The following is a 14,631-nucleotide window of genomic DNA, read 5'->3' as shown; positions in this document are numbered from 1 at the left end:
GAGGTGCGCCGCTGGACCGCGGGCAGCGACGCCGGCCTCGGTGAGCCGGGGGAAGAGATCGTGCCGCACGAGGCGGTGGTCGAGGCCTTCGCCTGCGAGCTGCCTGCGTCATTCGTCGCTCGCATGGCGCAGGCCACGCGCAAGCCGGTATGGATCAATCTCGAATACCTGAGCGCCGAGCCCTGGGTGCGCGAGCATCACGGCATGGCCTCGCCCCATCCGCGCCTGCCGCTGGTCAAGTACTTCTTCTTCCCCGGCTTCGAGCCGGGCACCGGCGGCGTGCTGCGCGAATCTCTGCTGGGCATGCAGCGGCGCGGCTTCATCGACTCGCCGGCGGCGCAGGCGCGACTGTGGCACCGGCTGGGCGTCACGCCGATCGACGGCGCGCGCCGGGTCAGCCTGTTCGCCTATCCGAATCCCGCGCTGCCGGCCCTGCTGGCCCACTGGCGCGACGGCGACGAGCCGGTGCAGTGCCTGCTGCCGTCCGGCCCGGCGGCGCAGCAGTCCTTCGCCTGGGCCGGCACGGACGCCTCCGCGGCAGCGTCGCCGGCAGCGGTATGCACGCTGGGCCGGCTGCATCTGCAGCAGGTGCCCTTCCTGCCGCAGGAACAGTTCGACGAACTGCTGTGGGCCTGCGATATCAATTTCGTGCGCGGCGAGGATTCGTTCGTCCGCGCCCAATGGGCCGCGCGTCCCTTCGTCTGGCACATCTACCCGCAGGCCGACGACGCCCACCGCGTCAAGCTGGACGCCTTCCTGGCGCGCTACCGGCAGCAGATCGGCGAGCCGGCCGACGCCGAGGCGCTCACGCGCTTCTGGCATGTGTGGAACGGCGCCGCCCCTCCCATGGACGTCGCGGCCGCGTGGGATGGCCTGCGCGCCGCGCTGCCCGGACTGGCGCGCACCGCCCAGCGCTGGCAGCACAGCCTGGCCGCGCTCGGCGACCTCGCAGCGAACCTCGTAGCGTTTTGCGAAAGTCGGGTAAAATAGCGGGTTGATTTGATGGCGACCGGGCTGGACATCCTGGGTTGCCCGCACGGCGCCTTCCGGCGTTCGATCCTGCGGGCCCCGCGCGGAACTGAGCACGGATCGCGAACGCGCCGCCCCGGCGCGCTCTCGCCACGCCGAACTCCCAGACATTCTTAATTCAGGAAGATTAGTTCAGATGAAAACCGCACAGGAACTCCGCGTCGGTAACGTGTTCATGATCGGTGCCGATCCGATGGTCGTGCAGAAGGCCGAGTACAACAAGTCGGGCCGCAACGCCGCGGTCGTCAAGATGAAGTACAAGAACCTGCTGACCGACGCACCGGGCGAGGCCGTGTTCAAGGCCGACGACAAGTTCGAAGTGGTCGTGCTGGATCGCAAGGAATGCACCTACTCGTACTTCGCCGACCCGATGTACGTGTTCATGGACGCCGACTACAACCAGTACGAAGTCGAAAGCGACAACATGGGCGACGCCCTGCACTACCTCGAAGACGGCATGAACGTCGAAGTGGTGTTCTACAACGACAAGGCCATCTCGGTCGAAATGCCGACCACGCTGGTGCGCGAGATCGTCTACACCGAGCCGGCCGTCAAGGGCGATACCTCGTCGGGCAAGGTGCTGAAGAACGCCAAGATCAATACCGGTTTCGAGCTGCAGGTGCCGCTGTTCTGCAACATCGGCGACAAGATCGAAATCGACACCCGCACGGGCGAATACCGCAGCCGCGCCAACTAAGGCGAAGGCAGCGGACGAACCTGACTGTCGTCCCCGCGAAAGCGGGGACCCAGTGACTCGTAAAAAGACGCTGGATTCCCGCATTCGGGGAACGGCGTAAAAAAGGCAGCCAGACCGGCTGCCTTTTTTCATTGCCAAGAGCGCTGCGGCTTAGCCGATCAGCGCCTCGTCGCGCAGCTGCCGCAGTGCGCTGCGATAGCCAGCGTCCTGCTCGAGCTTGTTCCAGTCCATCGCCTTGCCGCGTGCGAACAGCCGGCGCACGCGCCGCTGCGAGGCCTTGTCGATCGACACGTCGAGCTCGGCCAGCAACTGGTCGGCGCGCTCGGGATGATTGCAGATCAGTACCATGTCGCAGCCCGCATCCAGCGCGGCGCGCGCGCCCTGCGTGACCGTGCCCGCGACGCTGGCGCCTTCCATGCTGAGATCGTCGCTGAAGATCACGCCCTCGAAGCCGAGCTGGCCGCGCAGGATGTCCTGCAGCCAGTAGCGCGAGAAGCCGGCGGGGTTGGGATCGACCTTCGGGTAGATCACGTGGGCCGGCATCACCGAGGCCAGCGTCATGCCCATCCACTGGTACGGCCGGACGTCCTGGTCGAGGATCTCTTCCAGCGTGCGTTCGTCGACCGGCACCGCGACGTGCGAGTCGGCCTCGACGTGGCCGTGCCCCGGGAAATGCTTGCCGCAGTTGGCCATGCCGGCCAGCAGCAGGCCATGGGTCAGATGGTTGGCGAGCATCGCGACCACGCGCGGATCGGCGTGGAACGCGCGATCGCCGATCACGCCGCTGCGGCCATAGTCGAGGTCGAGCACCGGCGTGAACGACAGGTCGATATCGCAGGCGCGCAGCTCGGCCGCCAGCACATAGCCGCAGGCCACCGCGGCGCGGGTCGCGGCCAGCACGTCGCGATCCCACAGCTCGCCCAGCTTCGCCATCGCCGGCAGATGGGTGAAGCCGTCGGTCTTGCAGCGCTGCACGCGGCCGCCTTCATGGTCGATGCAGATCAGCACGTCGTCGCGCAGCGCGCGAATCTCGCGCGTCAGCGACACCAGCTGCGCGCGCGACTCGAAGTTGCGCGAGAACAGGATCACGCCGCCGGTCAGCGGATGCGAGATGCGGCGCGCATCGTCGGCGTCCAGTTGCTTGCCCTTGACATCGAGCACGACCGGGCCCGGTCGCTTGCCTGCGTTCTTCTTGGTCATCGGTGAAGGGAGAAAGAGTTATCCGTGTTATCTGGGTAAGGCCACGCCCGATGCGTCGGCCGGCCCGGTCCGTTCCGCGATCGCAAAGGCGACCGCGTAGTCGTGTTCGTCGCTGACGCTGACGCGCACGGTCAGCCCGCGTTCGCTCAGCCATTGCGCCAGTTCGCCGTGGCAATGCGCATAGGGCTCGCCCGACGGCAGGTTCAGCAGTTCCATCGCGCGCCACGTCATCGGCCAGTGCATGCCCAGGCCGATCGCCTTGGAGAAGGCCTCCTTGGCGGCGAAGCGCGTCGCCAGGAAAGCCAGCCCGCGCTTCTCGACGCGGGCGCGGCGGCGATGATAGACCGCCAGCTCCCGCGGCCCCAGCACCTTCTCGGCGAAGCGCCCGCCGGTGCGGGCCATCACGCCGCGCACGCGCTCGATCTGGATGATGTCGGTGCCGACGCCGTAGATCACGCCGGAGCCTTCGGCGCGGGATAACGCGTGCCGAGCCGGGCGGCGACCATGATCGCCTTCATCTCGCGCACCGCGTTCTGCCAGCCGGCGAATACCGCGTGGGCGACGATGGCGTGGCCGATATTGAGTTCGGTGATGCCCGGCAGCGCGGCGATCGGCTGCACATTGGTGTAGTGCAGGCCGTGGCCGGCGTTGACGATCAGACCGTGCTTCAGGCCGGTCTCGACACCGTCGGCGATCCGGCGGAATTCCAGCGCCTGCGCATCGGGCGTCTCGGCGTCGGCATAGCGGCCGGTATGCAGTTCGATCACCGGCGCGCCGCTGGCCGCCGCGGCTTCGATCTGGTCGGCCTGCGCATCGATGAACAGCGACACGCGGATGCCCGCGTCGGCCAGCTGGCGGCACGCCGCCTTGACCTGCTCGAAACGGCCGGCCACGTCGAGGCCGCCTTCGGTGGTCACTTCCTCGCGGCGCTCGGGCACCAGGCAGACGTCCTGCGGCCGGATCTCGCAGGCGATGTCCAGCATCTCCTGCGTCAGCGCGCATTCCAGGTTCATCCGCGTCGTCAGCTGGGGCCGCAGCGTGCGCACGTCGGCATCGCGGATATGGCGGCGGTCCTCGCGCAGATGCAGCGTGATCAGGTCCGCGCCGGCCTCCTCGGCCTGCAGCGCCGCCTGGATCGGATCCGGATAGACGGTGCCGCGCGCGTTGCGCAGCGTCGCCACATGGTCGATGTTGACGCCGAGCGCGATGAAGCTCGAGTTCGCACCGGGATGAGCGTGGAAAATCATAGGGGGATCACAGGGCTTGCAGGTCGATCAGGATCTGCCGCGTCTTCAGCGGCACGCCTTGCAGATGATAATGCAGAAGAAAGCGCATCAGCGCGCGGCCCTGCGCGACGGTCTGCGGACGGCTGTAGTCGTCGCGGGACATGTCGAGCAGCGTCTGCCCCGACACCACGGGCCACGACGACGGATCGCTGGCATGCGCGCGCCGCACGCCGCGCTCGGGCTGGTAGACGTAGTCGAGCCCCGGCTGCACCGCCTCGCCGGTCGAGGTACAGCGATCGAAGGCCACCGCGAAGCCGGTCTCCTGCAGCAGCACGCGCTCGAACCCGCGCAGCACCAGTCCGGCCGGCTCGCCCTGCCCCAGCCGCGTCAGCGTCGCCATGTAGTGGCGGAACAGCGCCTCGTGCGCGTCCTCGCGCGGGCAGAAGCGCAGCAGCAGCTCGTTCAGATAGAAGCCAGACAGCAGCGCCTCGCCGGCGAGCGGCGGCATGCCGCCGATCCATTCGGCCTTCGTCAGCGTCTTGACCTCGCCGCGCCCGCTCCACGACAGCGAGATCGGCAGGAAATGCTGCAGCACCGCGCGCAGCGCCGAATGCGGGCGCTTGGCGCCCTTGGCGACCAGCGCCATGCGGCCGTGGTCGCGCGTAAAGACATCGACGATCAGGCTGGTTTCGCGATACGGCCAGGCATGCAGCACGAAGCCCGGCTGATTGACGACGCGCAGCTCGGTGCGCGCCGGCACGATCCGCATCGCGCGATCCATCATCGCGCGCGCGCCGGCCAGCTCGGCGCCGACGCTGTCGAGCACTTCGGCGGCTTCCTCTGCCACCGGATCCGCGCGGCGCGCGGAGGCGGTCCCGCGCCGCGCAGGCGCCGGGACCGCCGGGCGGTCACTCATATCCGTAGGCACGCAGTCCGGCTTCGTTGTCGGCCCAGCCGCTCTTGACCTTGATCCACAGCTCCAGGTAGACCTTGCCGTCGAACAGCTTCTCCATGTCCAGGCGCGCCTCGGTGGAGATCTGCTTGAGCTTGGCACCCTTGCTGCCGATCACCATCGCCTTGTGGGCATCGCGCTCGACCAGGATGGTCGCGAACACGCGCCGCAGCCGGCCTTCGGTCTCGAACTTGTCGATGATGACGGTGCTGGTGTACGGCAGCTCGTCGCCGGTCCAGCGGAACACCTTCTCGCGGATGATCTCCGAGGCGAGGAAGCGCTCGCTGCGGTCGGTCATCGCATCGGCGTCGTACATCGGCTCGCCTTCCGGCAGATAGGGCCGGATGATGCCGAGCAGCCGTTCGATATGGTCCCGCGTCTTGGCCGACATCGGCACCACCTCGCGGAACGGAAACTGCTGCCCCATCTTCTCGAGGAAGGGGAACATGATTTCCGAGCGCCGCTCGCCCGGCAGCCGGTCGATCTTGTTGACCACCAGCAGCACCGGCGTATTGCGCGGCAGCAGCGTCAGCACCTTCTCGTCGTCGGGCCCGTACTGGCCGGCCTCGACCACGAACAGCACCAGGTCGACCGACGACAGCGTCGAGGTCACGGCGCGATTGAGCGAGCGGTTCAGCGCGCTGGCATGCCGGGTCTGGAAGCCCGGCGTGTCGACGAACACGTATTGGGTGTCGTCGGTGGTCTGGATGCCGACCAGCCGGTGGCGCGTAGTCTGCGCCTTGCGGGAGGTAATGCTGATCTTCTGGCCGACCAGCGCATTGACCAGGGTCGACTTGCCGACGTTGGGCCGTCCGACGATGGCCACGGTGCCGCAGCGGAATGCCGCGGGCGGATTTGCCGCGGCGGAGTCGGTGGACTCCGGCTGCGGGCGGTTCGATTCGGTCATTCCTTCAACCTGAGAGACAACTGCGGATCCGGGGGAACGGGCTGCTTGCGGGTCTTGCCGGTGCGTTCGGCGCGGCTGCGCTTGAGCAGCTGGGGCACCAGCCGCTGCACCTCTTCCAGCGCCAGCTTGGCGGCCGCCTGTTCGGCGGCGCGGCGCGAGGCCCCGGTGCCGAATACCTGCACCTCCAGTTTAGGCACGATGCATTCGACTTCAAATTGCTGATTATGGGCGGCGCCGTGGGTCGCGATCACGTTGTACTGGGGCAGCGCGATCTTGTGGCCCTGCAGGTATTCCTGCAGCAGCGTCTTGGCGTCCTTGCCGAGCGTGCGGGGATCGACCTGTTCGAGGATCGGGATATAGAGCTTGCGGATCAGGCTGCGGGCGGCCTCGAAACCGGCGTCGAGAAAGACTGCGCCGACGATGGCTTCGAGGGCGTCCGCGAGGATCGAGGGCCGGCGGAAGCCGCCGCTTTTCAGCTCGCCCTCGCCCAGCCGCAGCGACTCGGACAGCTGCAGCATCTGCGCGATCTCGTACAGCGCCTGCTGCTTGACCAGATTGGCCCGCACGCGCGACAGATCGCCTTCGTCGAGCTTGCCGAACATGCCGTACAGCATGTCGGCGACGGCGCAGTTCAGCACCGAGTCGCCGAGAAATTCCAGCCGCTCGTTGTGCTGCGCGCTATGGCTGCGGTGCGTCAGCGCCTGCTGCAGCAATTCGGGCTTGCTGAAACGGTAGCCGAGTCGTTGCTGCAAGGCGTCGAGGTTCATGTCAGTACTGCGTTCCCGAAGAGGTAGTCGAATGGCGCGCTCCGGCCGGCGGCCGCCGTTTATTGGAACGACCCCACCCGGCCCAGGTTGCCGAGATTCATCCAGATCAGGAATGCCTTGCCGACGATGTTCTCGTCCGGCACGAAGCCCCAATAGCGCGAATCCAGGCTGTTGTCCCGGTTATCCCCCATGACGAAATAGTGACCCGAAGGCACCTTGCAGGTCACGCCCTGCTGATTGTAAGTGCAGTTTTCGCGGAAGGGAAAATCCGGGTCGGCGCCCGCCACGAAGGCCGGGCGGTCGGCGTCATTCAGGATGCCATGGGGCGCGCCGCCCGGCAGGGTTTCCTTGTAATGCCTGGAATACGACAGCCGCTCCTCGTCCAGATACTCGGGCAGCGCGTCGTATTGCGCCGGCTTGCCATTGACGGTCAGCCGCTTGTTTTCATAGCTGACTACATCGCCGGGCACGCCGATCACGCGCTTGATGTAATCGAGCGACGGGTCCTTCGGATAGCGGAACACCATCACGTCACCGCGCTGGGGCTCGCCCAGCGACACGATCTTCTTGTTGATCACCGGCAGGCGCAGGCCGTATTCGTACTTGTTGACCAGGATGAAATCGCCGATCAGCAGCGTCGGGATCATCGAACCGGACGGGATCTTGAACGGCTCGACCACGAACGAACGCAGCACGAACACCGCCAGGATCACCGGGAAGAAGCTGGCCGAATATTCGAGCCACCAGGGCTGGCGCAGCTTTTCCTCGGCCAGCCGGCTGCGCGAGGATTCGAACTCGGTGCCGGAGCCATGCCCCGGCATCGCGGCGCGGCGCGCATCGAACTCGGCCAGGGCGGCCTGCGCCGATACGCGGCGCTGCTTCTGAAAGACCAGCTTGTCGGCCACCCAGGCAATACCGGTGATGACCACCAGCACAAAAAGGATCAGTGCAAAATTCATGACGGCTAGATCGTTGGCGAAGTCTTATTGGTGCGGACCGGAGGGCATCGGGGCTGCGCCGGCGTTGCGCCGGTTCGCCACGCTTGCCGTCCGGCGCGTCATTTCTCTTCCACCTGCAGAATGGCCAGGAACGCTTCCTGCGGAATTTCGACCGTGCCGACCTGCTTCATGCGCTTCTTGCCGGCCTTCTGCTTCTCCAGCAGTTTCTTCTTGCGCGAGATATCGCCGCCGTAGCATTTGGCCAGCACGTTCTTGCGCAACGCCTTGACGTTTTCGCGCGCGATGATGTTCGAGCCGATCGCCGCCTGGATGGCGACGTCGTACATCTGGCGCGGAATGATCTCACGCATCTTGGCGGCGACTTCGCGGCCCCGGTACTGCGAATTGGAACGGTGCACGATGATCGAGAGCGCATCGACCTTGTCGCCGTTGATCAGGATATCGACCTTGACCACATCGGAAACGCGGTACTCCTTGAACTCGTAATCCATCGACGCATAGCCGCGCGACACCGATTTGAGCCGGTCGAAGAAATCGAGCACGATCTCGGCCATCGGAATCTCGTAGGTCAGCTGCACCTGCTTGCCGTGGTAGCTCATGTTGACCTGCGTGCCGCGCTTTTGCGTGCACAGCGTGATCACCGCACCCACGTAGTCTTGCGGCATGTACAGGTTGACCGTGACGATCGGTTCCAGGATCGCGTCGATCTTGCTTGGGTCGGGCATCTTGGCCGGGTTCTCGACCTGGGCCATGGTGCCGTCGCGCATCTGCACCTGGTAGACCACCGTCGGCGCGGTGGTGATCAGGTCCATGTCGAACTCGCGCTCGAGCCGCTCCTGCACGATCTCCATATGCAGCAGGCCGAGGAAGCCGCAGCGGAAGCCGAAGCCCAGCGCCTGCGAGACTTCCGGCTCGAACTGCAGCGAGGCATCGTTCAGGCGCAGCTTTTCCAGCGATTCGCGCAGCGCCTCGTACTGGTTCGCCTCGACCGGATAGAGGCCGGCGAACACCTGCGGCTTGACTTCCTTGAAGCCGGGCAGCGGCGCCTCGGCCTTGCGCGCCACCGTAGTGATGGTGTCGCCGACCTTGGCGGCCTTCAGTTCTTTGATGCCGGCGATCACGAAGCCGACCTGCCCCGCCGACAGCGCCTCGCGCTGGATCGACTTGGGCGAGAAGATGCCGACCTGCTCGACCAGATGCTGCGAGCCGTTGGCCATCAGCAGCACCTTGTCCTTGGGACGCAGCGTGCCGTTGACCACGCGCACCAGCATGACCACGCCGACGTAGTTGTCGAACCACGAATCGATGATCAGCGCCTGCAGCGGCGCGTCCGGATCGCCCTTGGGCGGCGGCACCTTGGCGATCAGCGCCTCGATCACGTCCTCGACGCCCTGGCCGGTCTTGGCCGAGCACGGGGTCGCGTCGTGCGCGTCGATGCCGATCACGTCCTCGATTTCCTGGATCGCGTTGTCGGGATCGGCCTGCGGCAGATCGATCTTGTTGAGCACCGGCACCACTTCGACGCCGAGCTCGATCGCGGTATAGCAGTTGGCCACGGTCTGGGCCTCGACGCCCTGCGAGGCGTCCACCACCAGCAGCGCGCCCTCGCAGGCGGACAGCGAACGGCTGACTTCGTAGCTGAAGTCGACGTGTCCCGGGGTGTCGATCAGGTTCAGGTTGTAGACCTTGCCGTCGCGCGCCTTGTAGCTGAGCGCCGCGGTCTGGGCCTTGATCGTGATGCCCCGCTCCTTTTCGATATCCATCGAATCCAGGACCTGGGCCTCCATTTCGCGGTCGGAAAGGCCTCCGCACAGCTGGATGATGCGATCGGCCAGGGTCGATTTCCCGTGGTCGATATGGGCAATGATCGAAAAGTTACGGATATGGTCCATCGGTTGGTCAGGGGAGCGCCGCGGCAGCGCATTGGCAACGGGCGATGGCGACGTACGCGCATCCGGCCGCGGCACAGCATGTCATGGGCGGAGGGACGGGCGGCCCGCCGGGCGCGCCTGGGCCCGGCCGCAGGTTGGTGGCGCGCGCCCGACCGTTCCCACGGTCGGCGGCTTTCGCGCCAGACGGCGATTTTACCGGATTTTCAAGGGGGTCCCGCAGCTCAATCGCGCAGCGGAACGGGAAAATGCGGAGCGGCCGAAATCGGTGGGGTGATCCCGTCGTCCCCACGCAGCGGGAAACCCGGCGGCGCGCGCGATGTGCGCGCGGAAAGACGCCAGGCCCCCGCTTGCGCGGCGACGACGGTGGGACGACGCGGGGACGGCGGTCAGCGCGCTGCGCCGCCGTTCGGGCGCAGCGTCAGCACCTGGGTCGCGTCGCCGCGGCGCACGAAGACCGCCGCCATGCGGCTCTTGTCCAGGCCCCGCACCAGTTCGTTGAACTGGCGGGCGCTGGTCACATCGGTGTCGCCCAGGCGCAGGATCACGTCGCCCGGACGGATGCCGGCGCGCGCCGCGACCCCTTCGGCTGCCTGAACCTCGACGCCCGACTTGATCTTCAGCTCGCGCAATCGGGCCTCGGACAGGTCGCCGACCACGAGCCCCAGCGCATTGGGTTTGGCGCCTGCCGCGCCTTCGTCGCCCGGCGTGGTGCCGGCGCGCGGACGCGGCTTGGCATCCGGCTCGAGCTCGGCCACGGTGATCGTGACCTCGCGCGTCCCCCCCTTGCGCCACAGCTGCATCGGCACCCGCGAGCCAGGCTTGGTCTCGCCGACCAGGCGCGGCAGGTCCGACGCGCGCTCGATATCGCGGCCGTTGAACTTCAGGATGATGTCGCCCGCCTCGATACCGGCCTTCTCGGCCGGGCCGCCAGGCTCGACGCTGCCGACCAGCGCGCCGCGCGCGCGGCCCAGGCCCAGCGAATCGGCGACCTCCTTGGTGACATCGCCGATCGCCACCGCGATCCGGCCGCGCGTGACCTTGCCGGTCGACTTCAACTGCTCGCTGACGCGCAGCGCCTCGTCGATCGGAATCGCGAACGAGATGCCCATGTAGCCGCCGCTGCGGCTGTAGATCTGCGAGTTGATGCCGATCACCTCGCCGCGCAGGTTGATCAGCGGCCCGCCCGAGTTGCCCGGGTTGACCGCCACGTCGGTCTGGATGAACGGCAGGTAATCGCCGGTGTCGCGGCCCTTGGCCGACACGATGCCCGCGGTCACGCTATTGTCCAGGCCGAACGGCGAGCCGATCGCCAGCACCCATTCGCCGACGCGGATCTTGTTCGAATCGCCCATCTGCAGGCGCGGCAGGCCATTGGCATCGACCTTGAGCAGCGCGACGTCGGTGCGCCGGTCGGTGCCAATCAGCTTGGCCTTGAACTCGCGCTTGTCCGGCAGCGTGACGTAGATGGTCTCGGCGTCGGCGACCACGTGGGCGTTGGTCATCACGTAGCCGTCCGCGCTGATGATGAAGCCCGAGCCGACCCCGCGGCTCTGCTCCTCGCCCTGTGGCGGCTGGCCGCGGCGCGGCGTCCCCGGCGGCGTGGGCGCGCCTGGCATCGGGATGCCGAAGAAGCGCCGGAAGAACTCGGCCATCTCCTCGTCCTCGGGCGTCATGCCGCGCGAACGGACGCGCTCGGTGGTGCGGATGTTGACCACGGCGGGGCTGACGCGCTCCACCAGGTCGGTGAAGTCGGGCAGGCTGTAGTTCGAGGCGGCGGCCTGCGCATGGACCGGCGTGGCCAGCATGGGACCCGCCGCCAGCACGGCGGCCAATGCCATGGTCCTGGCCACGGCGTAATAGTTTGACGACATGGTCGACTCCCGCGAGTTCAGCGTAACAGGGTAAGCAAGCCGGGGCGTCCGGTCCAGTCGGGGCCAGCCCGGAGGGTGTCCGCGGAATATCCGGAGAATGCCCGGCGTGTGCGGGCGGGCGCGCCGGCGGCGCCCCGCCGCCCGGCTCAGCGTGGCTTGGGCGCGCGGTATTCCACCGCGGCCGCGAACTGCTTGACCGTGGCCGCCGGCACTTCGCCGACGACGGTGATCCAGAAATCGGCGACCTTGCGCACCACCACCTGGGTCGCGCCCAGCGAGGCAACGCCCTCGCGCCGCACCCGCTGATCCGATACCGGTTCGATGAAGACCGACAGCCCCGTCAGGCCATCGCTGTAGACGACCTGCAGCACCTCGAACACCTGTTCGCGGCCGCTGCCTTGCGCGCTGCGCAGATCGCCCAGCGGGCGGCGCACCTCGCGAATCTTCTGGAAACCCTTGACCGGCACTGCGATCAGCCAGCCCTCTTCGGCGATATTGGCCGGCTGGTAGTTGATCTCGTAGCGCTGCCAGCTCGCGGCGCTCTTGATCGCGCCGAGGATCTTCTGCTTTTCGGACGGCACGCCGATCTCGATCTGCGAGAACGCGACTTGCTCGAGCACCTTGCCGCCCTCGCCGATGGTCTGCGCGCGCATCAGCAGGCCCGAGTGCTTCTCGGCCCAGAGGCGGACCGCATAGCGGGCGCCGTCGTGCGGCACCAGCGAAAACACCTCGCACTCCATCCCGGCCACGCGCTCGGGCGACAGCCTGCGCATCTCGTAGAGATCCAGCACATCGCCCTTGTTGGTGGCCAGCAATGCCGGGAAGCGGTCCTTGGCGTCCTGGCGCTCGACCACCACGAGCTTGGCCTCGGGGATCAGGCTATGGACGATGTCGTTCTGGCGCAGCACCTCGCGCGGCTTGCCGTCGAGCGTCTCGAGCCGCTCGTACTCGTTGTGCACCAGATCGCTGAAATGCTGGATGCGCGACGCATGCATGACGCTGCCGCGCTGGTAGATCAGAGTACCGACGTAGTTTTCGCGCTGCGCGGCGCGGTGGATCTTGCCAAGCCAGGCCGCGGCATCGCGGCGCGCCAGCGTGGGCTCGGGCGTTTGCGCCGTCGCCACCGCGGCCGTCAGGCACAAGGCGAGAAAAAAGGACCTCCTCAGGGCCCTTATTCCTTGTGCGCCCGCTGCATGGGCGGGCGCCCATCCTTTTTGCATGTCCGGCATTATTCCTGCGTGTTGTCCTGAGAGAAGCTTGCACTATTGGCGACGTTGCGCATGGTCGGCACCATGGCATTGGTCGTCACGGACACCCGGTGAGCCCGCAGGTACTCGTCCAGGCGCGGATCGCGAATCATCTGGCCGGCGTCGGCGGCGACGGTCAGCACGCCGCTGGCCTTGGGCGCCGCGGGCACGCCTTCACTGGTGCTGGCGACGATGGCGCCGGGCGCGGCCGGATCGGCATCGCGCATTTGCGGCACGACCACCCAGCTGACTGCGGCGACGGCAGCCGCGATCGCGGTGCCCGGCATCACGCGGCGCACCCACGACGGGCGCAGCAGAAGACGATGGCGGCGCACCGGCGCATCGGCCAGCGCGGCGGGCGCCAGCAGGTGCGGCTCGTCCTCGAGACGGCTTGCGAAGCGCGACACGAAGGCCGCGGTCGAGCCGGCATGGGCGAGTTCCTCGGAACGCAGCGTGTCGCCGATCAACTGGAACACCGACCATTGCTCCTGGCCCGGCTCGCTCTTGGCGAGCGCCAGCACGGCTTCGAATTCATGCGGCGCCAGTTCGCCGTCGATCAATGCGGAAATCTGCTCCGCTGCCTCGGGCGCATGAACCGATTGCCTGTGAGCCTGACCCATTTCCAACCCCTCGATAACCATCGAACACCGAACAATCCCGTCACAATACTGTCGCTTCTCGATGCAGGAGCAGGCTGCAACGCTGGCCGCACGACATGTCTTTGACTTCTACCACCGCTTGCCCTCTGCCGTTCCCAGCAGCGGGCGCAATTTTTCCGCAATCGCTTCGCGTGCCCGGAAGATGCGCGATCTGACCGTACCGATCGGACACCCCATCGCTTCGGCGATTTCCTCGTAGCTGAGGCCTTCGATTTCGCGCAGCGTGATGGCGGTTCGCAATTCTTCCGGCAGGGCCTCCATGGCGCGGTTGACGGTGTCCGCCACCTGGCGCGTATGGAGCATCGACTCCGGCGTATTGATATCCCTTAGTTGCTCACCATCCGCAAAAGTTTCAGCCTCTTCGGCATCGATGTCGCTGGACGCTTCCGGCCGCCTGCCTTGCGTGGCCAGGTAGTTCTTGGCCGTATTGACAGCGATCCGGTACAACCAGGTGTAAAACGCCGATTCCCCGCGGAATTGGGGCAAGGCGCGATATGCCTTGATAAAGGCATCCTGCGCCACGTCCTCCACTTCAGCGGGGTCCCTGACCAGACGCGAGATCAACCGGATGATCTTGCGGTGGTATTTGGCCACCAGCAGTTCAAAGGCCCGCTTGTCGCCCTGCTGGACGCGTTCAACAAGGAGCTGGTCGGCTTCGCGTTCGCTCACGAATAGTTCACCTGCAGTGTATCTCTTGGTATCGCCGTCAAAACAAACGTTGTATTTTACCTACGCCATACCCCGCGAAACGTCCGCAGAGCGAAAAGCGTATTGACAGCCGGGGCGAATGCCACCGGGCGTCAGTATGCATTAAGCGGCACCGCTTGGGCCGCCTATCGCGCTCAAAGCGATTCAGGCGCCCCATGCACCGCGCGCAGCAGCGCCCGCCGCGAGACATCGGCCGCGCTATTCCGGCCATCCGGAGCGCAAGCGCTGCTCATCAGCAGCACGCGCGGCACGTCGGCTTGCGCCGCCTGCGCGGGCGCCAGGCGCAGCACCGCGGCAATACCCCCCAACCGCCAGCACGCCACGACACGGACCCTCGCCTCGCCGCCCTCGGGCAACGCGACGACGATCTCCGCCGCCGAACCGCCCGGTGCAATGCCGACAAAGCGGCATGCCGCCGCTCGCCATCCGCCTCGCCACGCCGGGACACCCGACAGCACGGCCGCCGCTGCGAGGACCGCCCACCACAGCGGGCCCGTCTCGCCCGCCGCCCAACCCT

At 66.9% G+C, this 14,631-nt stretch carries 15 protein-coding genes; 2 read left to right on the top strand and 13 right to left on the bottom strand.

The window, feature by feature from the left end:
• Nucleotides 1-990: elongation factor P maturation arginine rhamnosyltransferase EarP (gene earP, locus B551_RS01990; RefSeq protein ID WP_023263375.1), on the top strand; the 990-nt coding region annotated here is incomplete at its 5' end.
• A 175-nt stretch (nucleotides 991-1,165) separates the two neighbouring features.
• On the top strand, nucleotides 1,166-1,726 hold the full coding sequence (gene efp / locus B551_RS01985; RefSeq protein WP_006578548.1) for an elongation factor P: 561 nt from the start codon (nucleotides 1,166-1,168) through the stop codon (nucleotides 1,724-1,726).
• A gap of 150 nt (nucleotides 1,727-1,876) precedes the next feature.
• Here efp and nagZ read toward each other — a convergent pair whose 3' ends face one another.
• From nagZ to B551_RS26380, 13 genes are all read right to left on the bottom strand, one after another.
• The gene (nagZ, locus tag B551_RS01980; protein ID WP_006578549.1) at nucleotides 1,877-2,926 is read right to left on the bottom strand and encodes a beta-N-acetylhexosaminidase; all 1,050 of its coding nucleotides are present in this window, start codon (nucleotides 2,924-2,926) and stop codon (nucleotides 1,877-1,879) included.
• A gap of 27 nt (nucleotides 2,927-2,953) precedes the next feature.
• Entirely contained in the window at nucleotides 2,954-3,382 is a 429-nt protein-coding gene (gene acpS, locus B551_RS01975) for a holo-ACP synthase (protein ID WP_006578550.1), read from the bottom strand.
• A complete protein-coding gene (gene pdxJ, locus B551_RS01970) occupies nucleotides 3,379-4,173 on the bottom strand; it encodes a pyridoxine 5'-phosphate synthase (RefSeq protein WP_006578551.1) in 795 nt (264 codons plus the stop codon). The genes acpS and pdxJ overlap by 4 nt, the downstream gene beginning before the upstream one ends.
• 7 nt (nucleotides 4,174-4,180) lie before the next feature.
• A complete protein-coding gene (gene recO / locus B551_RS01965) occupies nucleotides 4,181-5,068 on the bottom strand; it encodes a DNA repair protein RecO (protein ID WP_006578552.1) in 888 nt (295 codons plus the stop codon).
• Complete coding sequence (gene era, locus B551_RS01960; RefSeq protein ID WP_006578553.1) at nucleotides 5,061-6,011, bottom strand: GTPase Era; 951 nt, start codon at nucleotides 6,009-6,011, stop codon at nucleotides 5,061-5,063. Before era ends, recO begins: the two co-directional genes overlap by 8 nt.
• Nucleotides 6,008-6,778: a ribonuclease III gene (gene rnc / locus B551_RS01955; RefSeq protein WP_006578554.1), complete on the bottom strand. Its 771-nt coding sequence runs from the start codon at nucleotides 6,776-6,778 to the stop codon at nucleotides 6,008-6,010. The genes era and rnc overlap by 4 nt, the downstream gene beginning before the upstream one ends.
• A 59-nt stretch (nucleotides 6,779-6,837) precedes the next feature.
• Nucleotides 6,838-7,737 carry a signal peptidase I gene (lepB, locus tag B551_RS01950; RefSeq protein ID WP_006578555.1) on the bottom strand — a complete coding sequence of 300 codons (900 nt, stop codon included), beginning with the start codon at nucleotides 7,735-7,737 and terminating at the stop codon, nucleotides 6,838-6,840.
• A 98-nt stretch (nucleotides 7,738-7,835) separates the two neighbouring features.
• Nucleotides 7,836-9,629: a translation elongation factor 4 gene (gene lepA / locus B551_RS01945; protein ID WP_006578556.1), complete on the bottom strand. Its 1,794-nt coding sequence runs from the start codon at nucleotides 9,627-9,629 to the stop codon at nucleotides 7,836-7,838.
• A gap of 386 nt (nucleotides 9,630-10,015) precedes the next feature.
• Nucleotides 10,016-11,500, bottom strand: a complete 1,485-nt coding sequence (locus tag B551_RS01940; RefSeq protein ID WP_023263374.1) for a DegQ family serine endoprotease — start codon at nucleotides 11,498-11,500, stop codon at nucleotides 10,016-10,018.
• 146 nt (nucleotides 11,501-11,646) lie between these two features.
• A complete protein-coding gene (locus B551_RS01935; RefSeq protein WP_043436864.1) occupies nucleotides 11,647-12,720 on the bottom strand; it encodes a MucB/RseB C-terminal domain-containing protein in 1,074 nt (357 codons plus the stop codon).
• Between the two features lie 8 nt (nucleotides 12,721-12,728).
• Nucleotides 12,729-13,367 carry a sigma-E factor negative regulatory protein gene (locus B551_RS01930; RefSeq protein WP_023263373.1) on the bottom strand — a complete coding sequence of 213 codons (639 nt, stop codon included), beginning with the start codon at nucleotides 13,365-13,367 and terminating at the stop codon, nucleotides 12,729-12,731.
• Nucleotides 13,368-13,475: 108 nt separating this feature from the next.
• Nucleotides 13,476-14,075, bottom strand: coding sequence for an RNA polymerase sigma factor RpoE (rpoE, locus tag B551_RS01925; RefSeq protein WP_006578764.1), 600 nt, complete (start codon nucleotides 14,073-14,075; stop codon nucleotides 13,476-13,478).
• 173 nt (nucleotides 14,076-14,248) lie between these two features.
• A partial coding sequence (locus B551_RS26380; RefSeq protein ID WP_052511237.1) for a hypothetical protein occupies nucleotides 14,249-14,631 on the bottom strand: 383 nt, incomplete at its 5' end.

The organism is Cupriavidus sp. HPC(L) (assembly GCF_000307735.3).
Taxonomy (GTDB): domain Bacteria; phylum Pseudomonadota; class Gammaproteobacteria; order Burkholderiales; family Burkholderiaceae; genus Cupriavidus.
The sequence above is the reverse complement of the archived record's forward strand: the minus strand, read 5'-3'. Positions and strand labels throughout refer to the sequence as shown.

Coding starts and splice junctions, on each gene's coding strand:
- efp (WP_006578548.1), top strand. CDS start 1,166: ATGAAAACCGCACAGGAACTCCGCGTCGGTAACGTGTTCATGATCGGT.
- B551_RS01930 (WP_023263373.1), bottom strand. CDS start 13,367: ATGGGTCAGGCTCACAGGCAATCGGTTCATGCGCCCGAGGCAGCGGAG.
- recO (WP_006578552.1), bottom strand. CDS start 5,068: ATGAGTGACCGCCCGGCGGTCCCGGCGCCTGCGCGGCGCGGGACCGCC.
- B551_RS01940 (WP_023263374.1), bottom strand. CDS start 11,500: ATGTCGTCAAACTATTACGCCGTGGCCAGGACCATGGCATTGGCCGCC.
- nagZ (WP_006578549.1), bottom strand. CDS start 2,926: ATGACCAAGAAGAACGCAGGCAAGCGACCGGGCCCGGTCGTGCTCGAT.
- lepA (WP_006578556.1), bottom strand. CDS start 9,629: ATGGACCATATCCGTAACTTTTCGATCATTGCCCATATCGACCACGGG.
- rnc (WP_006578554.1), bottom strand. CDS start 6,778: ATGAACCTCGACGCCTTGCAGCAACGACTCGGCTACCGTTTCAGCAAG.
- pdxJ (WP_006578551.1), bottom strand. CDS start 4,173: ATGATTTTCCACGCTCATCCCGGTGCGAACTCGAGCTTCATCGCGCTC.
- lepB (WP_006578555.1), bottom strand. CDS start 7,737: ATGAATTTTGCACTGATCCTTTTTGTGCTGGTGGTCATCACCGGTATT.
- era (WP_006578553.1), bottom strand. CDS start 6,011: ATGACCGAATCGAACCGCCCGCAGCCGGAGTCCACCGACTCCGCCGCG.
- B551_RS01935 (WP_043436864.1), bottom strand. CDS start 12,720: ATGCAAAAAGGATGGGCGCCCGCCCATGCAGCGGGCGCACAAGGAATA.